The 20,669-nt window shown below is 66.2% G+C and carries 19 protein-coding genes and 1 riboswitch; of the genes, 15 read left to right on the top strand and 4 right to left on the bottom strand.

Annotation, left to right across the window (positions count from 1 at the left end):
- Window positions 1-141: 141 nt before the first annotated feature.
- The 5 genes from ACT531_RS11740 to ACT531_RS11720 all read left to right on the top strand — a co-directional run bounded on the left by ACT531_RS11740 (window position 142) and on the right by ACT531_RS11720 (window position 4,580).
- The gene (locus ACT531_RS11740; RefSeq protein WP_295939928.1) at window positions 142-648 is read left to right on the top strand and encodes a hypothetical protein; all 507 of its coding nucleotides are present in this window, start codon (window positions 142-144) and stop codon (window positions 646-648) included.
- Window positions 649-886: 238 nt separating this feature from the next.
- On the top strand, window positions 887-1,237 hold the full coding sequence (locus ACT531_RS11735) for a hypothetical protein (RefSeq protein WP_295939927.1): 351 nt from the start codon (window positions 887-889) through the stop codon (window positions 1,235-1,237).
- A gap of 224 nt (window positions 1,238-1,461) precedes the next feature.
- On the top strand, window positions 1,462-1,893 hold the full coding sequence (locus tag ACT531_RS11730; RefSeq protein WP_015015737.1) for an Lrp/AsnC family transcriptional regulator: 432 nt from the start codon (window positions 1,462-1,464) through the stop codon (window positions 1,891-1,893).
- A 140-nt stretch (window positions 1,894-2,033) separates the two neighbouring features.
- On the top strand, window positions 2,034-2,996 hold the full coding sequence (locus tag ACT531_RS11725) for a Bug family tripartite tricarboxylate transporter substrate binding protein (RefSeq protein ID WP_015015736.1): 963 nt from the start codon (window positions 2,034-2,036) through the stop codon (window positions 2,994-2,996).
- 72 nt (window positions 2,997-3,068) lie between these two features.
- Window positions 3,069-4,580, top strand: coding sequence for an NYN domain-containing protein (locus ACT531_RS11720; protein WP_476017533.1), 1,512 nt, complete (start codon window positions 3,069-3,071; stop codon window positions 4,578-4,580).
- Window positions 4,581-4,583: 3 nt separating this feature from the next.
- On the opposite strand, the gene ACT531_RS11715 is transcribed toward ACT531_RS11720, so the two are convergent.
- Window positions 4,584-5,642, bottom strand: coding sequence for a PfkB family carbohydrate kinase (locus ACT531_RS11715; RefSeq protein ID WP_476017532.1), 1,059 nt, complete (start codon window positions 5,640-5,642; stop codon window positions 4,584-4,586).
- 136 nt (window positions 5,643-5,778) lie between these two features.
- Here ACT531_RS11715 and ACT531_RS11710 point away from each other — a divergent pair, with 136 nt between their 5' ends.
- The 5 genes from ACT531_RS11710 (at window position 5,779) to ACT531_RS11690 (ending at window position 10,445) form a co-directional block, all read left to right on the top strand.
- Window positions 5,779-6,792, top strand: a complete 1,014-nt coding sequence (locus tag ACT531_RS11710; protein WP_476017531.1) for a substrate-binding domain-containing protein — start codon at window positions 5,779-5,781, stop codon at window positions 6,790-6,792.
- Between the two features lie 167 nt (window positions 6,793-6,959).
- Complete coding sequence (locus ACT531_RS11705) at window positions 6,960-7,919, top strand: ABC transporter permease (protein WP_476017530.1); 960 nt, start codon at window positions 6,960-6,962, stop codon at window positions 7,917-7,919.
- Between the two features lie 2 nt (window positions 7,920-7,921).
- Window positions 7,922-8,728 carry an ATP-binding cassette domain-containing protein gene (locus ACT531_RS11700; protein ID WP_476017529.1) on the top strand — a complete coding sequence of 269 codons (807 nt, stop codon included), beginning with the start codon at window positions 7,922-7,924 and terminating at the stop codon, window positions 8,726-8,728.
- 9 nt (window positions 8,729-8,737) lie between these two features.
- Window positions 8,738-9,190 carry an RbsD/FucU family protein gene (locus ACT531_RS11695; RefSeq protein WP_094291657.1) on the top strand — a complete coding sequence of 151 codons (453 nt, stop codon included), beginning with the start codon at window positions 8,738-8,740 and terminating at the stop codon, window positions 9,188-9,190.
- 13 nt (window positions 9,191-9,203) lie between these two features.
- Window positions 9,204-10,445, top strand: a complete 1,242-nt coding sequence (locus tag ACT531_RS11690) for an ROK family transcriptional regulator (RefSeq protein ID WP_099729240.1) — start codon at window positions 9,204-9,206, stop codon at window positions 10,443-10,445.
- A gap of 190 nt (window positions 10,446-10,635) precedes the next feature.
- On the opposite strand, the gene ACT531_RS11685 is transcribed toward ACT531_RS11690, so the two are convergent.
- Window positions 10,636-11,445: an HAD-IIB family hydrolase gene (locus ACT531_RS11685; protein ID WP_476017528.1), complete on the bottom strand. Its 810-nt coding sequence runs from the start codon at window positions 11,443-11,445 to the stop codon at window positions 10,636-10,638.
- A 6-nt stretch (window positions 11,446-11,451) separates the two neighbouring features.
- Window positions 11,452-13,080, bottom strand: coding sequence for a peptide chain release factor 3 (locus ACT531_RS11680; RefSeq protein WP_015015727.1), 1,629 nt, complete (start codon window positions 13,078-13,080; stop codon window positions 11,452-11,454).
- Window positions 13,081-13,258: 178 nt separating this feature from the next.
- A riboswitch (S-adenosyl-L-homocysteine riboswitch) is annotated at window positions 13,259-13,338 on the top strand.
- 73 nt (window positions 13,339-13,411) lie between these two features.
- Between ACT531_RS11680 and ahcY the strand changes: the two genes are divergently transcribed.
- The 4 genes from ahcY to ACT531_RS11660 all read left to right on the top strand — a co-directional run bounded on the left by ahcY (window position 13,412) and on the right by ACT531_RS11660 (window position 17,407).
- Window positions 13,412-14,845 carry an adenosylhomocysteinase gene (gene ahcY, locus ACT531_RS11675; RefSeq protein ID WP_476017527.1) on the top strand — a complete coding sequence of 478 codons (1,434 nt, stop codon included), beginning with the start codon at window positions 13,412-13,414 and terminating at the stop codon, window positions 14,843-14,845.
- Window positions 14,846-14,994: 149 nt separating this feature from the next.
- Entirely contained in the window at window positions 14,995-15,996 is a 1,002-nt protein-coding gene (locus ACT531_RS11670) for a TlyA family RNA methyltransferase (RefSeq protein WP_110960403.1), read from the top strand.
- Entirely contained in the window at window positions 15,993-16,844 is an 852-nt protein-coding gene (gene metF, locus ACT531_RS11665) for a methylenetetrahydrofolate reductase [NAD(P)H] (RefSeq protein ID WP_015015724.1), read from the top strand. The genes ACT531_RS11670 and metF overlap by 4 nt, the downstream gene beginning before the upstream one ends.
- Before the next feature lie 38 nt (window positions 16,845-16,882).
- Window positions 16,883-17,407 (top strand): septal ring lytic transglycosylase RlpA family protein, encoded by a 525-nt coding sequence (locus ACT531_RS11660; RefSeq protein ID WP_476017526.1) that lies wholly within the window; start codon window positions 16,883-16,885, stop codon window positions 17,405-17,407.
- A gap of 27 nt (window positions 17,408-17,434) precedes the next feature.
- On the opposite strand, the gene ACT531_RS11655 is transcribed toward ACT531_RS11660, so the two are convergent.
- Window positions 17,435-18,322 (bottom strand): 23S rRNA (adenine(2030)-N(6))-methyltransferase RlmJ, encoded by an 888-nt coding sequence (locus ACT531_RS11655; protein ID WP_343733655.1) that lies wholly within the window; start codon window positions 18,320-18,322, stop codon window positions 17,435-17,437.
- Between the two features lie 251 nt (window positions 18,323-18,573).
- Between ACT531_RS11655 and ACT531_RS11650 the strand changes: the two genes are divergently transcribed.
- Window positions 18,574-20,532, top strand: a complete 1,959-nt coding sequence (locus tag ACT531_RS11650; protein WP_476017525.1) for a serine/threonine protein kinase — start codon at window positions 18,574-18,576, stop codon at window positions 20,530-20,532.
- The last annotated feature ends 137 nt before the right edge of the window (window positions 20,533-20,669 follow it).

The raw sequence follows: 20,669 nt of genomic DNA, 5'->3' as shown, positions 1-20,669 counted from the left end.
GCTGGGGGCGCACAGCCCCGTCGGCCTCTGTCCTACGCACAGCGCGGAACATGGCGCACGTGGCGCCTGGGGTGGTTTTCCTACGATGGGCTGCAGGGGATCGGTTCCCCATCTTCCATCCACATCCCAGGACACACCGCCATGAAAACGCTCCATTTCCTCAAGACCTGTACCGCGCTTGCGGCCACCTCTGTGCTGCTGGTGGCCTGCGGTGGCGGCAATGACGACGATCCATCCCCCAGCAACGAACCCGGCGTGCTCACGGTGAGCAACGCCACCGTTGACGGCCTGAATGGCGTCTACGGCAACGGCGCCCTCAACCTCACCGATGTGGACAAAAAGAACCCCATCGGCTCGGTGCCCGAGTTGTGCACCTTCCGCTTTGACGGTGCCAACAAGGTGGGCTCGTCCGCCACCGCGTTCGGCGATATCCGTTACCGCCCGGATGCCACCAGCCTGCACCAAGTGTTCTTGACCTTTGACGGCAAGGAATACGGCAGCGGCGAACCCACCGACACCGCTGTGGTGCGCGAGAGCGACCAGGTGCGCTTCACCGGCAAGACGCTGACGGCTTCCGACGGCTCGGGCGCCACGCTGCGCGTGAGCGGCATCGTGCCGATGCGCCCCAACCGCCCTGCGGGCTGCTAAGCCCAGCGCGCACCGCGCGTTCTACCGATCTCATTCGATCTCATTGCTTGTCTCCCTCCCCGGTCCTTCGGCCGGTTCAGCCCCTGCTGCCCTCGCAGCAGGGGCTTTTTTTAGGCATGGGGTGAGGGGCCAGCCGCGCTGGGCGGGCGTTATCGCGGGGCCGGGACATTGAAGCTGGCGGCACAATGGGCCAAAGCGTGTGCGGTGTTGCCGTTGCGCTCTACGCCATTCGCAACTGATGTCCACACAACCCCCTGGCTCACCCACCGTGGTGTGGCTGCACCCTGAAGCACCGCCCAAGCCGGCCGAAGGCGCGCCCTGCAACGGCTGCGGTCTGTGCTGCCTGGCCGAGCCCTGCCCTCTGGGCGTGTTGGTGTCGCGCCGTCGCCGGGGCGCCTGTGCGGCCCTGCGCTGGAGCAATGCCGACCAGCGCTACTGGTGCGGCATGGTGGCCGACCCGGCGGCGGTGACGGGCATGACGCACCCGTGGGCGGTGCGTGCGATGTCGGCGCTGGCCCGGCGTTGGATTGCGTCGGGCATTGGCTGCGATGCGCGGCTGGACGCGCAGGTGTTGCCGCCGGGGCAATGACAGGATGCACTCCTGATTTGATAGCTGTTAGGGCGCTATGTACTAGCGCTACCAGACATTTTTATGCCCAATGGGCCTGTGATGCGCTGGCGCAGACCGGTCGCACGCCGCTGGGTGCAAAGCTTGGCAGGGCACGACGGCGTGCTTCACGGGCATGGGGGACCTGGCACCCAAGCCACCAGAATGCGCAGAAAATTGCCGATCTGCCAGTTGCCCCGCCCACCATGACCAAGCTCGACGACACCGACCGCGAAATCATCAGCATCCTGCGCGCCGACGCCCGCACCCCGGTCGCCACGCTGGCGCAAAAGCTGCGCGTGTCGCGCGGTACGGTGCAAAACCGCCTGCACAAAATGGAAGAGAGCGGCGTCATCACCGGCTACACCGTGCGCCTGCGGCCCGATTCGGAACCCCAGCGCATCCGCGCCTGGATGAGCATTGCGGTGGAGGGCAACGCCGCCCCCGCCGTGATCCGCGCGCTGCGTGGCGAGCCCACCGTGGGCACACTGCACACCACCAACGGTCGCTGGGACATCGTGGCCGAGGTGCGCGCCGAGAGCCTGGAGGCGTTTGACGCCGCGCTTGGCCGCATCCGGCTCACGCCCGGCATTGCCAACACCGAGACCAGCATCCTGCTGTCCACCTACAAGGCGTGATGCAGTCCCGGCGGTGTACCAGCGCAAGGGCTGAGCGCTGGCGCCTTGGCGACATGGGCTAGGGGGTTTCCGCATACCCTCGCGGCGCGGCCTGCAGTCCAATGGCGACGTCCTTGTTTTTGCTTTTCAGGAGCCCCGCCATGCAACGTCGCCAGATCATCCAATGGGGAGCCGCCAGCCTGGCCGCCCCCGCATTCTTGGCACAGGCCCAGAGCTTTCCCAACAAGCCCATCAAGCTGATCATCGCCTTCCCTGCCGGTGGCCCCACCGACATCACCATGCGTTCGCTGGCCGACAACGCCAGCAAGATCCTGGGCCAGCCCGTGATCGTGGAGAACAAGCCCGGTGCCGGCGGCACATTGCCCGCACAGCAGCTGCAAACTTCTCCAGCCGACGGCTACACGGTGGCTCAGATTCCGCTGGGCGTGTTCCGCCTGCCCTACACCACCAAGATCAACTGGGACCCCGTCAAGGACATCAGCTACGTGCTCAACGTCACCGGCTACGCGTTTGGCTTGGTGGTGCCTGCTGACTCGCCACTCAAGACGTGGACCCACTTCGTGGCCTGGGCCAAGGCCAACCCCGGCAAGCTGAGCTACGGCTCCACCGGCACCATGACCAGCCCGCACCTGACCATGGAACTCATCGCGCAGCAGCTGGGCATCGAGCTGCTGCACGTGCCCTACAAGGGCAGCGCCGACCTCATGCAGTCCATCCTCGGCGGGCAGATCATGGCAGCAGCCGACTCCACCGGCTTTGCGCCACAGGTCGAGGCCGGCAAACTGCGCGTGCTCAACACCTGGGGCGCCGAGCGCCTGGCCAAGTTCCCCGATGCGCCCACGCTCAAGGAGCTGGGCCTCAATCTGGTGCAGAACTCGCCGTTTGGCATCGGCGCACCCAAGGGCACGCCCGATGCGGTGGTCAAGCGCCTGCACGATGCCTTCAAGCAGGCCATGGAGCAGGACAGCTACAAGACCGCATTGGCCCGCTACGACATGGTGCCCATGTACATGAGCACGTCGGCGTACAAGAAGTTTGCGCAGGACACCTTCACCCGCGAGAAGGCGCTGGTCGAGAAACTGGGCTTGGCCAAACCCACCTGAGGCCACTCCCTTCGGAGGGGGCAATGCGTTCCGTGTGATGATCCGCAGCATTGAACGGAACTCACACACGATATGGCATCCCCCTCCGACAGCATCAGCATGGCCCTGTTCTGCGACTTTGAAAACGTCGCCCTGGGCGTGCGCGATGCGCAGTACGAAAAGTTCGACATCAAGCCCATCCTGGAGCGCCTGCTGCTCAAGGGCTCCATCGTGGTCAAGAAGGCCTATTGCGACTGGGAGCGCTACAAGGGCTTCAAGGCCACCATGCACGAGGCGAATTTCGAGCTGATCGAAATCCCGCACGTGCGCCAGTCGGGCAAAAACTCGGCCGACATCCGCCTGGTGGTGGACGCGCTGGACCTTTGCTACACCAAGTCGCACGTCAACACCTTCGTCATCATCAGCGGTGACTCGGACTTTTCGCCGCTCGTGTCCAAGCTGCGTGAGAACAACAAGCAGGTGATCGGCGTGGGCGTGAAGCAGTCCACGTCCGACCTGCTGATTGCCAACTGCGACGAGTTCATCTTCTACGACGACCTGGTGCGCGAAAACCAGCGGGCCCAGGCCCGCCGCCAGAGCCCTGGCAGCAACCCGCCACCTGCGCCCCGCCGCAGCCCCGAAGAAGAGCGCAGCCGCAAGGAAAGCCAGGACGCGCGCCGCACCCAGGGCGTGGAGCTGGCGGCCGAAACGTTTGAAGCCCTGCTGTCCGAGCGCGGCGACACCGGCAAGATCTGGGCCTCGGTGCTCAAGGAGGCCATCAAGCGCCGCAAGCCCGACTTCAGCGAAGGCCGCTACGGCTTTCGCACCTTTGGCAATCTGCTGGAGGAAGCGCAGGCGCGTGGGCTGCTGGAGTTTGGGCGCGATGAAAAGTCGGGGGCGTATGTGTTCCGCAGCCACGGTGGGCCGACGGCCGCCGCCGCGCGGCCTGAAGGATCCGGTGAGCGAGCCAGCCAGGGCGGCGCCACACGGCACGACTTTCATGCGGTGGCGACGGCACCCGATCTGCGTTCTGACAGTGGCGAAGGGCAGGGCGCGCCGGGTCGCAGCCGGGGGCGTCGCGGTGAGGGCGCAGACCGCCCAGACACACGCTCCACGCAGCGCAGCGAGCCGCGCAATGACTCGAACCAGGAGCCACTGGCGTCCGAGCAGGCGGATGTGCCGTCAGAGCGCCCGGCCAGCCGCTATTTCAACCAGCCGGTGGTCCACGAGGCCGGGCCATTGGAGCGGGTGATCGACAGCAGCCCTGAGCAGGATGCGCGCGCCGAAGCGTTGGATGGCTCCGAGGCCCCGGCAGCGCAGATACCTGCTGAGAACGATGGTGCCGAGCCTGCAGCCCCTCGCCGCAGTCGCGCCCGCAGTGGAGGAGGTGCCAAGCCAGCTGCCAGCGCCCCCAAGGCTGCTGCCACGCCCCGAGCGCGTGGCGCGCGTGCCGTGGCGGATGCGGGCGGTGCTACAGCTGCCGAGGCATCGGCTTCTGCGGCCGAGGCACCAGCCGCTGAGGCACAAGACGCGGATCCCACCAAGGCGGCCGCTCCCCGTCCACGCAGCCGGGCCCGCAAGCCGGCCGCCAAACCCGCCGAGTAAGTGTTATTGGCCGGCTGCGGTCGCTGAGCGCCGCAACGCCAGCCGCTCTTGCACTTCTTCGTAGCGGGGCGGCGTGCAGCCCGCACGCTCCACGCAGTGGCTGGCGCTGGCCAGCGCATGGTGCAGCATGGCGCGCAGCCGGGCTTCCGCAACGGGCGCCGTCAGGCCACCCGGGCGCAAGGTCAGGGCTTCTTCGCCCCGCTCAGGCCCTGCCAGCCAGGCGGTGATCAAACCCGCCAGAAAACAGTCGCCTGCACCCACGGTGTCCACCACCGTGATCGGAGCCTCCTCGCGCGCATGCACGGCCAAGCCGTCGTGTTGCAGCAGCCAGGCACCTTCCGGCCCCAGGGTCAGGGCGAGCCATTGGGCCTGTGTTTGCTGCTGCAAATAGTGGGCGCGTTCCAATGCGTTGGCGCCCGGAACAGCCAGCGCCTCCAGGTCATCGTCACTCACCTTGATGAGGTGGGCGTGCTGCAGGGCGGCCATCACATTGGCGCGGTAGGCCTCCGCATCGTCCACGGCCGACAGGCGCAGGTTGGCATCCACCACCACCATGCGGCCTGCTGCGCGCTGCGCTGCCAGCCAGGGCTGGTAAACGGCAGCGTCCTGTGCCACCAGCGCCAGGCAGCCCGTGGCCACTACTTGCAGCTCTGGCAATGCGGCGCAAGCAGCCGTCAGCGCGGCGGCCGTCACCTGGCGGTCGGCCACGCCGTCGCGGTAGAAGCTGTAGCTGGCCTTGCCCTCGGCATCCAGTGCGGCCAGCGCCAGCGCGCTGGGCGCACGCACCGGCGTGGGCGCTGCCAGGGCCACGCCCGCATCGTGCAGGCCGCGTGCCAGTTGTCTCCCCAGCATGTCGCCCGACAGCGGGTTGAGGTACAGCGTGCCCACGCCCTGCAGGCCCAGCGCGCGCGTGAGGTTGTAGACCGCGCCGCCCGCGCAGGGCTTGAGGCGGCCATCGGGCTCTTCGATCAGGTCAAACAGGGCCTCGCCCGCCGTGGCCACGCGCAGCGGCGGTGCGGTGTGGGCGGGGCTGGAGTCGGCGGACTGGATAGGGAAAACCATAAGTAAATCCACTTGATTTATTAACTTGTCGGCCACTATAGTTCGATCCCATCCACCCGACAAGAGTGGTTCACCTGCCAGCCGCGCAGCACGGGGCCGACAGGAATCTGCCATCCCAACACCCGGAGACAACGCCATGCAACGCACCCCCGCTTTCGCGCTTTCTGCCCTTGCCCTCACCGGCGCCCTGGCCTGTGGCCTGGCCGAGGCACAAGCATCCGAACCCGTCATCGGCCTCATCACCAAGACCGAGACCAACCCCTTCTTCGTGAAGATGAAAGAGGGCGCCACGGCCGAGGCCAAGAAGCTGGGCGCCAAGCTGGTGTCGGCGGCAGGCAAGACCGATGGCGACAACGCCGGCCAGGTCACGGCCATGGAGAACCTGATCGCCGCTGGCGCCAAGACCATCCTCATCACCCCCAGCGATGCCAAGGCCATCGTGCCCGCGATCAAGAAGGCGCAGGCGCGCGGCGTGATGGTGATTGCGCTCGACAGCCCCACCGAGCCCATGGATGCGACGGACGCGCTGTTTGCCACCGACAACTACAAGGCGGGCGAGCTGATCGGCCAGTACGCCAAGGCCGCCGCTGCGGGCAAGAAGCCCGTGATTGCCACGCTGGACCTGTTCCCCGGCCACCCCGTGGGCGCACAGCGGCACAACGGCTTTCTGAAGGGCTTTGGCCTGCAGGCGAATGACGCCAAGAGCAACGAGCTGTCGCGCCCCGCCGAAGTGGTGTGCATGGCCGACAGCTTTGGTGACCGCGCCAAGGGCCAGACCGGCATGGAAAACTGCCTGCAGAAGAACCCCGACATCAACATCGTCTACACCATCAACGAGCCCGCCGCCGCCGGTGCTTACAACGCGCTCAAGGCCGCAGGCAAAGAGAAGAACGTGCTCATCGTCTCGGTGGACGGCGGCTGCGCAGGCATTGCCGATGTGGGCAAGGGCGTGATCGCCGCCACCAGCCAGCAGTACCCGCTGCGCATGGCCGCGATGGGCGTGGCGGCCGGCGTGGAATACGCCAAGACCGGCAAGAAGGTCAGCGGCTACACCGACACCGGCGTGACGCTGATCGCTGCCAAGCCCATGGCGGGCGTGGACAGCAAGGATGTGAAGACTGGCACCGACCTGTGCTGGGGCGCCAAGTAAGAGCCGTTCGAAAAACTCTTCTGGCGTCGTTGCTGCGTCTTGTCGTACTACCGTACTGCCTGCGACGCAGCGCCTAGCCAGAACCGCTTCGCTGAGTTTTGCGATCGGCTCCCCACCGACAACTGCTTTTTCTGAGCGCCACCTTTGTCCACCCGCACGGAGCCGCCATGTCCTCGACCGCTTCCAAACTACCGCCGCTGGCCACGCTAGGGCCGTTCATTGCGCTGATCCTCGCGTGCGCCTTCTTTGCCACGCAGAGCGAGCGTTTTCTGTCGGCGCAGAACTTCGCGCTCATCCTGCAGCAGGTCATGGTGGTGGCGGTCATTGCCATCGGCCAGACGCTGGTCATCCTCACGGCGGGCATTGATCTGTCGTGCGGCATGGTGATGGCGCTGGGCGGCATCGTGATGACCAAGATGGCGGCGGACTATGGCCTCTCGGCCCCCGTGGCGATTGCGTGCGGCATGGCGGTGACCATGCTGTTCGGCCTGGTCAACGGTCTGCTGGTCACCAAGATCAAGCTGCCGCCCTTCATCGTCACGCTGGGCACGCTCAACATTGCGTTTGCTGCCACGCAGCTGTATTCGGGCGCGCAGACCATCACCGACATTCCTGCGGGCATGACCGCGCTGGGCAACACCTTCCAGCTGGGCCAGACCGCCATCGTCTGGGGCGCGGTGCTGATGCTGGTGCTGTACCTCGTCACCTGGTTTGCGCTGCGCGAGACCGCACCGGGCCGCCATGTGTACGCCGTGGGCAACAGCCCCGAGACCACGCGCCTCACCGGCATTGCGACCGACAAGGTGCTGCTGGGCGTGTATGTGTTGGCCGGTTTGTTCTACGGCATTGCGTCGCTGCTGTCGGTGGCGCGCACCGGCGCGGGCGACCCGAACGCGGGCCAGACCGAAAACCTCGACGCCATCAGCGCCGTGGTGCTGGGCGGCACCAGCCTGTTTGGCGGGCGCGGTGTCATCCTGGGCACGCTGGTGGGGGCGCTCATCGTGGGCGTGTTCCGCAACGGGCTCACGCTGATGGGTGTCTCGTCGGTGTATCAAATCCTGGTCACCGGCATCCTTGTGATCCTGGCCGTGGCCACCGACCAACTTTCGCGCAAGGGAGTGCGTTGATCATGACCCACTTCACCCCCACGGCGGACGCCCCGCTGGTGATGCAGGCCAAGGGCCTGGTCAAGCGCTACGGTCAGGTCACTGCGCTCGACGGCGCCGACTTTGAACTGCGCGCTGGCGAGATCCTGGCCGTGATCGGCGACAACGGCGCGGGCAAGTCCAGCCTGATCAAGGCGCTGTCCGGCGCCACCGTACCGGACGACGGTGAGATCCTGCTCGACGGCCAGCGCATCCAGTTCAAGAGCCCCATCGACGCGCGCCGCGCCGGCATTGAAACCGTCTACCAGGACCTGGCCGTGGCCCCGGCCATGACCATTGCCGAAAACCTGTTCCTGGGCCGCGAACTGCGCCGCCCCGGCCTCTTGGGCAGCGCGCTGCGCATGCTCGACAAGAAGAAGATGCTGGAAGAAAGCGTGGCCCGCATGGCCGAGCTGAAGGTCGGCATCCGCTCCATGACGCAGGCGGTGGAGACCCTCTCGGGCGGCCAGCGCCAGTGCGTGGCTGTGGCGCGCGCCGCAGCGTTTGCACGCCATGTCGTCATCATGGACGAGCCCACCGCCGCCCTGGGCGTGAAGGAGGGCAACATGGTGCTGGAGCTGATCCGCCGCGTGCGCGACAAGGGCCTGCCCGTCATCCTCATCAGCCACAACATGCCCCATGTGTTCGAGATTGCCGACCGCATCCACATCGCCCGCCTGGGCAAGCGCGCTGCCGTCGTCAACCCCAAGAAGATCAGCATGAGCGATACCGTGGCCGTGATGACCGGGGCCATGGCCGCATCTGACCTGCCCGCTGAATGCCTTGCCTGAAACGCCCCCATGCTGAAGAACATTGATCCCCTGCTGACCCCCGACCTGCTCAAGGTGCTGGCCGAGATGGGCCATGACGACGCCATTGTTTTGGCCGACGCCAACTTCACCGCCATGAGCCTGGGCGCGGGCAAGCCCGTGCTGCGCCTGCCAGGCATCGGCATGGCGCGCGCCGTGCAAGCGGTGGCCAGCGTGCTGCCATTGGCGCAGGATGTGGCGCACCCCGTGGCCTACATGCAGGTGGGCGGCACCGAGGTTCCGTACCGCTCGGCCCTGCAGCGCGAAACCATGGACGTGCTGGCACGCGAGGGCGTGGCCAGCGAGCAGGCCGAAGGCGTGGAGCGTTTTGCGTTCTACGAACGCGTCAAAAAGGCCTATGCCATCGTTGTGACGGGCGAACTACAGCCCTGGGGCAACTTCCTGCTGCGCAAGGGCGTCATCGGCGACACTCTGAACGCCTGATCGTTTCATCACCATGCTGGACACCGACGCATCCCTACCCGCCGTTGACAACACTGCCGCCAGCCCCGCGCTGCTGCGCCAGCGCGGCTCCAACCATGTGGGGCTGCGCCAGTTCAACGAGCGCGTGGTGCTGCAGGCGTTGCGCACCCACGGCAGCCTGGCCAAGGCTGAGATGGCGCGGGTCACGGGCCTCACGGCGCAGACCATCGGTTTGATCACCGCCCGGCTCGACGAAGATCAGTTGTTGCGCCGCGAAGCGCCCGTGCGCGGTCGCGTGGGCCAGCCCTCGGTGCCCATTGGCCTGAACCCCGACGGCGCGTTTGCCATCGGCATCAAGATCGGCCGCCGCAGCGCCGACTGGCTGCTGGTGGACTTCACCGGCCATGTGCGCGAGCGCATCGTGCTCGACTACGCCTTCCCCGACATCGACGTGCTGCTGCCCGCCATCCGCACGCACCTCAACCAGTTGCTCGACGGCCTGGGCCCGCTGCGCTCGCGCGTGGTGGGCGTGGGCGTGGCCGCCCCATTCCAGTTGGGTGGCTGGCACCGCATGCTGGGGCTCACCGAAGCGCAGTCCGAAGCCTGGAACAACATCGACCTGGCCGAGCAAGTGCAGCAGATGACCGAGCTGCCCGTGAGCTTTGCCAAGGACACCTCCGCCGCCTGCGTGGCCGAGCTGCTGCAGGGGCGCGGGCGCGACATCCCCAGTTTTTTGTATTTGTTCATGGACACCTTTGTGGGTGGCGGGCTGGTCATCAATTCGCACCTGCATCGCGGTCTGCATGGCAACGCGGGTGCGGTGGCCTCGCTGCCGCTGTCACCCGCCCAGCCGGGCCAGGCTCCCGCACAGCTCATCAGCCAGGCATCGCTGTGGGAGCTGGAGCAGCGCTTTCGCGAACACGGCCTCGACCCCATGGCCGCCTACGACAAGCGCGTGCTGCAGGCCCCGTGGCTGGAACACAGCCGGGGCTGGATTGCGCGCGCTGCGGCCGGCCTGGCGCACTGCATCGTCTCGGCCACGGCGTTTTTGGACCTGGATGCCGTGGTGGTCGATGGCGCTGCCGCCCCCGAGCTGCTGCAGGCCCTGTGCGAAGGCGCCCGCCACGCGCTGGCCGACTACAACTGGGAAGGCCTGCACCAGCCCCCCCGGCTGGAGCTGGGCACCATGGGCTCGGACGCGCGGGCGCTGGGCGGGGCGCTGTTGCCGCTGCATGCGTGTTTTGCGCCGGACACCGATATCTTCCTCAAGGCTTGATGCTGGTGCTATTGAAATGATAGCTATCGCGGCATGTCCCACTAGCGCAAGCGGGCGTTTTCCGTCAAAACTGCTTCCTGGAGGTCTTGCGTGCCCTGTTCCGTCCCGGGGTTGCTGGGCCCGTTGCGTCGATCAGCCAGGGGCTGTGGCGACCGCCCTCTGTTGCCTGCTGCGCTTGCTTCGCTGACAGTCAGCGCCCCGCCAGGATCGCCTGCGCCACTTCGGCAAACCCCGCGCCGCGTTCGCCCTGCGTCACATACCGTGGCAGATGTGTGAGCTGCGGAGCAAACCGCGCGATGTTGGCCACCCCCACGCTGTGGGTGAAGTGCTGGAACATCGCCTGGTCATTGCCCGAGTCGCCCACAAACACCCAGCGATCCAGCTCCTGCGCCAGGTCGCGCCCCATCAACTCGCGCACGATCCAGTTGGCGCCCTGCCATTTGTTGAAGTCCCCAAAGCAGCCGTGGATGTGGATGCTGCTCACCGTGGTCTGCATGCCTTCGCGCTGTAGCAAGTCCAGCACCTGTTGCACGGTCTCGGGCGGGTGCCGGTCGAACTCGGCGTAGTCAAAGGCCAGGTCCGTCTCGCGCCCGGCGCTGTCGCGGCTCAGGGCCACACCTGGCACTTCCGAAGCCACCAGCGCGGCGATCTCACGCATGCGCGCCTGGTTGGCGCTGCGCGTGGCGGCGTCTTGCTGGTAGCGCTTGACCAGCGTGGGTTGAGCGCCAGAGCCCCGGGTAAAAGCCACGGCCCCGTTTTCGGCCACCATGGCATCGACCGGCCAGGTCGAACCCCCCGGCCCGGCCATGAAGGGTTCACACCAGCCAATCGGCCGCCCGGTGATGGGAATGACTACCAGGCCCGCCGCCTTCAGGTCAGCCAGCGCCTGCAGCGCGTCGGGCTTGATGGCGCCTTCGGTGGTCAGGGTGTCGTCGATGTCGGTGAACACGCCCACCAGGTCGCGGCGGGCCACTGTTGGCCAGAGATCCAGAGGTTGCATGCGGGCTCAACCGGCCTTCTGCAGTGCCAACCCCGCATGCTCACGCAGCGGATGGAAGTGGATCTTGGGAAACCGCTCCTGCGCCAACCGCACGTCGTACGGCGAGGTGCACAGGTACGCCAGCGTGTCCGCCGCGTCGTGCGCCAGGCGCAGCGGGTAGGCATCGGTAAAGGCGCGCAGGTCGGCCGCGTTGTCGGCGGTGATCCAGCGGGCGCCCGTGTACTGACAGCCTTCCAGGCGCACGTCGGCGTCGTACTCAGCCTTCAGGCGGTGCTGCACCACTTCAAACTGAAGCTGGCCCACGGCGCCCAGCAGCATGTTGCCACCGGCGTCGGGCTTGAAGACCTGGATCGCGCCTTCTTCGCCCAGCTGGGCCAGGCCTTGCTGGAGCTGCTTGGTGCGCAGCGGGTTCTTGAGGACCACGGTCATGAACATTTCGGGCGCGAAGAAGGGCAGGCCGGTGAACTGCAGGTTGGCGCCGTCGGTGATGGTGTCGCCCAGCTGCACGCCGCCGTGGGTGGTGAAGCCAATGATGTCGCCCGCGTAGGCTTCTTCGACGGCCTCGCGGCGCTGGGACATGAAGGTCACCACCGATGTGGGGCGCAGCTCCTTGCCGGTGCGCTGTACCTTGAGCTTCATGCCCGGCGTGTACTTGCCGCTGGCCACGCGTACGAAGGCGATGCGGTCGCGGTGGTTGGCGTCCATGTTGGCCTGCACCTTGAACACCACGCCGGAGAAACCTTCGTCCTCGGGCTGGATGGTCTTGACGACGGGCTGTTTGTTCACCTCCAGCGTGCTCACGCGCGGGCCGGGCGGCGGGGCCATGTCCACCAGGGCGTCCAGCACTTCCATCACCCCGAAGTTGTTCACGCCGGAGCCGAAGAACACGGGGGTCAGTTTGCCGGCCAGGAAGGCTTCATGGTCCCAGGCGGGCGATGCACCGGTAGCCAGCTCCATGCTGTCCATGGCGGCGTCGAACTCTGCGCCGAAGCGGGCGCGCAGGGTGTCCACATCGGTGAGCGGGATGGATTCGAAGTCCTGCGGGCGACGTTCGCTGCCGGATTCGAACACCGTCATCGTCTTGGTGCGCAAGTTGATGATGCCGCCAAAGCTCTTGCCCTGGCCCACGGGCCAGGTCATGGGGCAGCAGGGCATGCCCAGTTCGCGCTCGACCTCGTCCATGATGTCCAGCGGGTCGCGCACCTCGCGGTCCATCTTGTTGACGAAGGTGATGATGGGCGTGTCGCGCTGGCGGCAGACCTCGATCAGGCGGCGGGTTTGTGCTTCCACACCGTTGGCGGCGTCGATCACCATCAGCGCCGAGTCCACGGCGGTGAGCACGCGGTAGGTGTCTTCCGAGAAGTCCTTGTGGCCGGGCGTGTCGAGCAGGTTGATCACATGCTCGCGGTACAGCATCTGCATGACCGAGCTGGCTACCGAGATGCCGCGCTGCTTTTCGATTTCCATCCAGTCGGAGGTGGCATGGCGGCTGGCCTTTCGGCCCTTGACGGCACCCGCGATCTGGATCGCGCCCGAGAACAGCAGCAGCTTTTCCGTCAGCGTCGTTTTACCGGCGTCGGGGTGGGAAATGATGGCAAAGGTGCGGCGGCGCCGGGTTTCTGGGGCGTAGGACACAGGGGTTCCTGAATGGGATGGGTGCGGGGCAGAGCGCCCTGCGCAAGAAATCTTCGGGCCGGGACCTGCATGGGTCGCAGGGGCGGCAGTCGCGGGATTTTACTGTTCCGTGCAAGGTCCGGGATGAATTCACCCCCGCGGGCATGGCGCCGGGAATGCACTTGCTTTTATAATCCGCCGATCCGAGGAGCGTTGCAGCGTCCCCAGCACAGGCGGGGCGTGAGGCTCGGAGTCATCTAGCAACGACGCTCATCCACTTCGCGTGCGGTGAGGCGTATCGACCTTCCCCTTCGCGCAGTGGCTTTTCAAACATGCTTTGGAGCACACCATCATGAACGCACGCGTCAACGCCCCGGTCAACACCGACTGCATCATTGCCGACATCGGCCTGGCCGAATGGGGCCGCAAAGAAATTCGCATCGCCGAAACCGAAATGCCCGGCCTGATGGCCATCCGCGAAGAATTCGCTGCCAAGCAACCGCTCAAGGGCGCACGCATTACCGGCTCGCTGCACATGACGATCCAGACCGCCGTGCTGATCGAGACCCTGCAGGCCCTTGGTGCTGAGGTGCGCTGGGCTTCTTGCAACATCTTCTCCACGCAAGACCACGCCGCAGCCGCGATTGCTGCCGCTGGCACGCCCGTGTTCGCCATCAAGGGCGAGACCCTGGCCGAATACTGGGACTACACCCACCGCATCTTTGACTTTGGCCCCGCAGGCGCCGAAGGCGAAGGCCCCAACCTGATCCTGGACGACGGTGGCGATGCCACGCTGCTGATGCACCTGGGCAAGCGCGCCGAAAAGGACGTATCGCTGATCGCCAACCCCACCAGCGAAGAAGAAACCTGCCTGTTCGCTTCCATCAAGGCCAAGCTGGCGCAAGACCCGACCTGGTACAGCCGCAAGAGCGCCCAGATCATCGGCGTGACCGAAGAAACCACCACGGGCGTGCACCGCCTGAAGGAAATGTCGGCCAAGGGCTCGCTGATGTTCCGCGCCATCAACGTGAACGACTCGGTGACCAAGAGCAAGTTCGACAACCTGTACGGTTGCCGTGAGTCGCTGGTGGACGGCATCAAGCGCGCCACCGACGTGATGATCGCCGGCAAGGTGGCCGTGGTCGCTGGCTACGGCGACGTGGGCAAGGGCAGCGCCCAGGCCCTGCGCGCGCTGAGCGCCCAGGTGTGGGTGACCGAGATCGACCCCATCAACGCCCTGCAGGCCGCGATGGAAGGCTACAAGGTCGTGACCATGGAATACGCTGCCGACAAGGCCGACATCTTCGTGACCACCACCGGCAACAAGGACGTGATCCGCCACGAGCACATGCTGGCCATGAAGGACCAGGCCATCGTCTGCAACATCGGCCACTTCGACAACGAGATCCAGGTCGCGTCGCTGGAGCAGTACCAGTGGGAAGAGATCAAGCCCCAGGTGGACCACGTGATCTTCCCGGACGGCAAGCGCATCATCCTGCTGGCCAAGGGCCGTCTGGTGAACCTGGGCTGCGGCACGGGCCACCCCAGCTTCGTGATGTCGTCGAGCTTTGCCAACCAGACCATTGCCCAGATCGAGCTGTTCACTCACAGCGACTACTACGAAAACGGCAAGGTCTACGTGCTGCCCAAGCACCTGGACGAAAAGGTGGCGCGCCTGCACCTCAAGAAGGTGGGCGCCATGCTGACCGAGCTGACCGACGAACAGGCCGCCTACATCGGCGTGCCCAAGCAAGGCCCCTACAAGCCTGACACCTACCGCTACTGATCCCGGTGCGCGCGCCCTGGCGACAGGGCGCGCGCACGGTGGTGTGGCGCCGTGATGCTGAGCAATGCTTGATTGCTCATAAATTGATAGCTGCTGGCGCATGATTCACTAGCGCTACCAGCCGATTTGACTCAAAAAGGATGGGCGCGATGCGCGCAGATGTGTTTTTGGTGGAGCGTGGCCATGCCGCCACGCGCTCGCAGGCGCAGCGCCTGATCGCTTCGGGGGTGGAGTGGCGCTTGACGCCCTTGTCGCCCTGGAACAAGGTGGCCAAGAACGGGGATGACGTCCCGTCCGTGGCCGAGGTAAGGCTGCTGGACGATGCCGAGGCCAAATACATCTCCCGTGGCGGGCTCAAGCTCGAAGGCGCCTTGCAGGCCACGGGCCTGGACGTGACGGGCCTGCGCTGCCTGGATGTGGGGCAGAGCACCGGTGGCTTCACGGACTGCCTGTTGCAACATGGCGCGGCCCAGGTGGTGGGTGTGGATGTGGGGCATGGCCAGTTGCATGAGCGCCTGCGTGACGATGTGCGCGTGGTGGGCGTGGAAGGGATCAATGCCCGCGCCATGACAGCCGAGTCGCTGCTCGAAGGCTGTGAAGCGGCCTTGTCCGAAGAGCTGGTGCAAGACCATGAAGACAACGACACCCAGCCGGTCGCTCCTTACAGCTGGATGCGCAACGGCGGTCTGGTCGATGAAGAATACGACGACAGCGACGATGCCAAAGAGCAAGACGTAGAAGCCTTCAAAGCCGAGCGCGCCGCCAAGGCCCGCGCGCGGGCCGAGGGCACTTTACCGGTGGTGCGCCAGCGCCGAGAGGGGCGAGAGGATGTGCAGGTCACGCCCGTGTTTGACCTGGTGACGGGCGACCTGTCGTTCATCTCGCTCACTCTGGTGCTGCCTGCACTGGTGCCGTTGCTCGCGCCGCAGGGCGACCTGGTCATGCTGGTCAAGCCCCAGTTTGAATTGCAGCCGGGGCAGGTGGGCAAAGGCGGCATTGTGCGCGACGAGTCCCTGTATGCGGTGGTGGAACAGCGCATCCGCGATTGCTGCGTAACTCTGGGCCTGGAAGTGCGGGCGTGGATCGACAGCCCGATCCAGGGCGGTGATGGCAATCGAGAATTTTTTGTACACGCAAGGAGAGCCGCATGAATGCAGCCCACGCGCAAGGCACCGGGTTTCCGGTGAGTTTCGAGTTTTTCCCGCCCAAGACGCCTGAAGGCGCCGACAAGCTGCGCGTGGCGCGCCAGCAGCTGTATGCACTGCATCCGGACTTCTGTTCGGTGACCTACGGCGCAGGGGGCTCCACGCAAGAAGGCACATTCGGTACGGTGCGAGAGATCCTGTCCGAAGGCGTGGGCGCTGCGTCGCACTTTTCGTGCATCGGGGCCACGCGCCAGTCGGTGCGCGAGCAGCTGGCCACGCTCAAGGCCATGGGCGTCAAGCGCCTGGTGGCGCTGCGCGGCGACCTGCCCAGCGGCTATGGCGCGGGCGGCGAGTTCCAGTACGCCAGCGACTTGGTGGCCTTCATCCGCGCCGAAACGGGCCGGGACTTCCACATCGAGGTGGCGGCCTACCCCGAGGTGCACCCCCAAGCCAAGTCGCCCGAGGCGGACCTGCAGGCCTACGTGACCAAGGTGCGGGCGGGGGCGGACTCTGCCATCACCCAGTATTTCTACAACAGCGACGCGTATTTCCGCTTTGTGGAAGACGCGCACCGCCTGGGCGCTGACGTGCCGGTGGTGCCGGGCATCATGCCCATTTCCAGCTCCACGCAGCTGATGCGGTTCTCGGACGCCTGCGGTGCGGAGATTCCGCGCTGGATCCGTCTGCGCCTGCAGTCGTTTGGGGACGACACCGCCAGCATCAAGGCGTTTGGCCTGGATGTGGTGACCGACCTGTGCGACCAGCTGCGCACGGCCGGCGTGCCCGCGCTGCACTTCTACACCATGAACCAAAGCGCCGCGACCCTGGAGATCTGTCGCCGGCTGGGGATCTGATGGTGGGGGGCGAGCAGCCACCCGGCTCTTGTCGCAGCGTGGCCCGGTGGGCGCCGCTGCGGCAGCTGGTGGGGCTGTGGTTGCTGTGCAGCGCCTTCGCGGTTGCGCACGCCCAGGGGCTGCAGGCAGAGCCGGACGCGCTGGCCCCCAACCTGCTGTCCGTGCCGGGAGAGGCGATGCTGATCGATCCCCCGGCCAAACCGGAACCCACCACTCCCGGCGGGTCGCCGCTCAGCCTGGAGGCGGACGAGGTGGGGTTGGCATCGTGGTACGGGGCGCAGTTCCACCGGCGGCGTACCGCCAGCGGGGAGCTGTTTGACATGCGTGCGCTCACGGCGGCTCACCCCACGCTGCCCTTTGGCTCCCGCGTGTGTGTGCGCAGCCAGGCCACGGGGCGCACGGTGATCGTGCGCATCAACGACCGCGGGCCCCACACCCGCAACCGGGTGATCGACCTGAGCCGGGGCGCCGCCGAGGCGTTGGGTATGGTGGGCCTGGGGCTCAAGCCGGTGGAGCTGTTCGCCCTGCAGGACGACGACAAGGATTGTCCGGCGGCACCTTGACGCGATGTAAGGAACCGGAAGGGCCGGTCAGCCGCCCGATTCCAGCGTGTGGGTGGCGTGTTTGTCCTGGGCCAGCAGCTCGGCCATCTGGGGCAGGGCGTCTTTGAGCGCGGCCTTGAGGGTGTAAGGCGGGTTGATCAGGAACATGCCGCTGGCCGGCAGGCCGGGGCGTTTGGTATCGCCCGTGACGGTTTCGGTGATCTTGCTCGACTTGACGGTGAGCGTGGCATGCAGCCAGCTCTTGCCCGCCTTGGTGGCCAGTGTCTTCAGGCGGCGGGGCAGGTCGTGGGCTTCGGGGCGCGGGATGATGGGGTACCAGAATGCATAGGTGCCCGTGGCAAAACGCTTGAGCGAATCGGCCGCCATGTCGAGCACCTTGGCGTAGTCGCTCTTGATTTCATAGCTGGGATCGCACAGCACCAGGGCGCGACGGGCCGGTGGAGGCAAAAACTTCTTGATGCCCTCAAAGCCGTCTTCGTGCAGCACCGCCACCTGGCGGCCTGCCTCCAGCTGGGCCACGTTGCCGGCCAGCGCGCGCAGGTCGGTGGGGTGCAGCTCGAACAGCTTGAGCTTGTCGTGGCTACGCAGCAGGCGCTGGGTGATGAAGGGTGAGCCGGGGTACACGCGCAGCGCCTTGCCCTGGTTGAAGTCGCCCACCATGTCCACGTAGGCCTGCAGGGCTGGGGTGAGGGTGGGCGTGGTTGGTGCAAACAGCCGGGCCACGCCGTCGGCGGCTTCGCCACTGGTGCTGGCATAGTCCCCGTCCAGCCGGTACAGGCCTGCGCCTGCATGGGTGTCCAGCACGGTCAGCGCCGCGTCTTTCTCGGTAAGGTGTTGCAAGGCAGCAATCAAAACGGTGTGCTTGAGCACATCGGCATGGTTGCCTGCGTGGAAGGCGTGGCGATAACTGAACATGACCCAATGGTAACGAGTGTGTTGTGCGTCGGGGCAGCGCCCTTGTCCGGGCGCGGCACAATCGGGGGCCTTGTGGTGGCGGGGGACGTGATGTTTTTGGCAGACAGGCCGTCCTCTGTTAGCCATTTGTTGCCAAATCCGGTGCGGCCATGCCTCATGATCGCGCCTGCGGTGGGGTCCGCTTTCCGCCGTTGTGCTTGTTGTTCCATTGATTTGCCTGTGAAATTGCCAGCCCGCCCCGTCTTCCGACCATGACCGAAAGCTCCAGCACAGCCCCCGCCAGCGGTGTCAGCCATATCGATGCGCTGCCCCCTGGCACACGCCTGGCGGAGTTCGAGATCCTGGGTTTGCTGGGTGTGGGCGGTTTTGGCATGGTCTACAAGGCGTTTGACCATTCCCTGCACCGGGCGGTGGCCATCAAGGAATACATGCCCTCGGCGCTGGCCGGTCGCTCGCAGGGGCAATCGCTCTGGGTGCGGTCTTCGTCCGATCAGCAAACCTTCCAGGCAGGCCTGGTGTCTTTTGTGGGCGAGGCGCGGCTGCTGGCGCAGTTTGACCACCCGTCGCTGGTCAAGGTGTTCCGCTTCTGGGAGGCCAACAACACAGCCTATATGGTCATGCCGCTGTATTCGGGCATGACGTTCAAGCAGGCCCGTGCCCAGATGCGCACGCCGCCGCCCGAGGCCTGGCTGCGCAAGCTGCTGTGGTCGGTGCTGGATGCGCTGCGTGTGCTGCACGACGGCAACACGCTGCACCGCGACATCTCGCCAGACAACATCTTCCTGCAGGACAACGGACCGCCGGTATTGCTGGACCTGGGCGCCGCCCGGCATGCCATCAATGACCAGGACCGCAAGCACACGGCCGTGCTCAAGGTGAATTACGCGCCCATCGAGCAGTATTCCGACGGCGACGAGGAGCTGCGCCAGGGGCCTTGGAGCGATCTGTACTCCCTGGCAGCGGTCATGCACGGCTGTCTGGCCAACGACACGCCCCTGCCTGCCACGCTGCGTTCCATCCGCGACCGCATGGTGTCCTTCTCCCGCATCGCCAAGACCGTCAAGCGGCAGTTTGGCGTGGAGTATTCGGCGCCGTTTGTTGCTGCGATTTCGCAGTCCCTGGCCCTGCGGCCCGAGGACCGGCCGCAGAGCATCGACGCTTTTCTCCAGACCATGGAGATGACCTCGGCGCCGGAAGATGTGCAGCACTTCGACTTTCGGGCGGAACTGGGCGACATCTGGGTAGAGCCCGCCGACCAGCCCGGCCCGGGGCTGCCCACGCCCACCGTGGATGTGACCTCTGCCCCCAGCATCGTGGCCGAGATCCAGGCGCAAGCCCAGCGCGCGGAAGCAGTCGCAGCGGCACCGTCGCCCGTGCAGGAGGGCCGCCCCGGCGATGACTTTGGCGCGGATACGGTCATGCTGGCCGGTCCTGACACGGTGGCGGCCGATGCGGGCGACACGGTTTTCATCGACGCTGGCGACACCGTGGTCGCTGAGGACGATTCCCGCTTTGAGGACCTGCCGCACCACCGTTCGCTGGGCGCCAGCGGGTCGCGCGCGGCGGAGCGGCGGTCCGCACCCCTGGAGCGGGATCTGGTGCGAGGTCACGGCAAGCCCGCTCCCTCGTCACGGCGCTCGCCTTTGGTGGCTGGCATTGTGGTGGCGGCGCTGGTAGCCGTGGTCGCTGGAGGCGCTTGGCGCTGGAGCCAGGGCAGCAAACCGCCGCGCGATGACATCATCACCGAGATGGCCGAGCCGCCGGCAGCAACGGCCTCGTCAGCGGCCGCGCTGGTGAACGTCAGTGCCGCTGCGGGCACAGATGCCCAAGCCGTGGCCTTGGAAGGCGTGGCTCAGTCGACCGCCGCTGCGTCCGCTGCCGTACCCGCCTTTGTGGTCGCCTCGGCGCCCAAGCCCTCCGCCCGTGTCACCAAGCGTGTGACTGCCGAGCCGGCCCCCACCCCCATCGTAGTGCACGAAGAGCCTGTGCCTGCGCCACCCCCTGTGGTGGCTGAACCCAAGCCCCGCCCTGCGCCGCCACCCCGTCTGCCTTCGCCGCAGGAGGTGTGCGCTGACGCCAATTTCCTGGCCCGCCCCATGTGTATCCACCAGGAGTGCCAGAAGCCGTCCCAGGCCAATCAAGCCATTTGCGTGGAGAACCGCCGCCGGTACGAAGCCGACGAGCAGCGCCGCCGCCAGACGCCCAACTGACCGCTTTGGGGCCAGGACTGCGGTCCACTTGCGCGGCGACCGGGCTCTTTCGTATAATAGAAGGCTTCGCAGCGCTTTTGTGGTCCCGCGGCGAAGACTGTTTGCCACCTAAGAGGCTTCCTTCAGAGAAGCACCGA

The sequence above is a fragment of the Acidovorax sp. DMC1 genome, from assembly GCF_056314325.1.
This window is presented reverse-complemented; position numbering and strand designations above follow the sequence as displayed.

What these genes read in the sequence shown, in the direction of transcription:
- ACT531_RS11710 (WP_476017531.1), top strand. Translation starts at nt 5,779, where the DNA reads ATGCAACGCACCCCCGCTTTCGCGCTTTCTGCCCTTGCCCTCACCGGC.
- ACT531_RS11690 (WP_099729240.1), top strand. Translation starts at nt 9,204, where the DNA reads ATGCTGGACACCGACGCATCCCTACCCGCCGTTGACAACACTGCCGCC.
- metF (WP_015015724.1), top strand. Translation starts at nt 15,993, where the DNA reads ATGAATGCAGCCCACGCGCAAGGCACCGGGTTTCCGGTGAGTTTCGAG.
- ACT531_RS11700 (WP_476017529.1), top strand. Translation starts at nt 7,922, where the DNA reads ATGACCCACTTCACCCCCACGGCGGACGCCCCGCTGGTGATGCAGGCC.
- ACT531_RS11725 (WP_015015736.1), top strand. Translation starts at nt 2,034, where the DNA reads ATGCAACGTCGCCAGATCATCCAATGGGGAGCCGCCAGCCTGGCCGCC.
- ACT531_RS11655 (WP_343733655.1), bottom strand. Translation starts at nt 18,322, where the DNA reads ATGTTCAGTTATCGCCACGCCTTCCACGCAGGCAACCATGCCGATGTG.
- ahcY (WP_476017527.1), top strand. Translation starts at nt 13,412, where the DNA reads ATGAACGCACGCGTCAACGCCCCGGTCAACACCGACTGCATCATTGCC.
- ACT531_RS11705 (WP_476017530.1), top strand. Translation starts at nt 6,960, where the DNA reads ATGTCCTCGACCGCTTCCAAACTACCGCCGCTGGCCACGCTAGGGCCG.
- ACT531_RS11685 (WP_476017528.1), bottom strand. Translation starts at nt 11,445, where the DNA reads ATGCAACCTCTGGATCTCTGGCCAACAGTGGCCCGCCGCGACCTGGTG.
- ACT531_RS11735 (WP_295939927.1), top strand. Translation starts at nt 887, where the DNA reads ATGTCCACACAACCCCCTGGCTCACCCACCGTGGTGTGGCTGCACCCT.
- ACT531_RS11720 (WP_476017533.1), top strand. Translation starts at nt 3,069, where the DNA reads ATGGCATCCCCCTCCGACAGCATCAGCATGGCCCTGTTCTGCGACTTT.
- ACT531_RS11730 (WP_015015737.1), top strand. Translation starts at nt 1,462, where the DNA reads ATGACCAAGCTCGACGACACCGACCGCGAAATCATCAGCATCCTGCGC.
- ACT531_RS11695 (WP_094291657.1), top strand. Translation starts at nt 8,738, where the DNA reads ATGCTGAAGAACATTGATCCCCTGCTGACCCCCGACCTGCTCAAGGTG.
- ACT531_RS11715 (WP_476017532.1), bottom strand. Translation starts at nt 5,642, where the DNA reads ATGGTTTTCCCTATCCAGTCCGCCGACTCCAGCCCCGCCCACACCGCA.
- ACT531_RS11740 (WP_295939928.1), top strand. Translation starts at nt 142, where the DNA reads ATGAAAACGCTCCATTTCCTCAAGACCTGTACCGCGCTTGCGGCCACC.
- ACT531_RS11650 (WP_476017525.1), top strand. Translation starts at nt 18,574, where the DNA reads ATGACCGAAAGCTCCAGCACAGCCCCCGCCAGCGGTGTCAGCCATATC.
- ACT531_RS11670 (WP_110960403.1), top strand. Translation starts at nt 14,995, where the DNA reads ATGCGCGCAGATGTGTTTTTGGTGGAGCGTGGCCATGCCGCCACGCGC.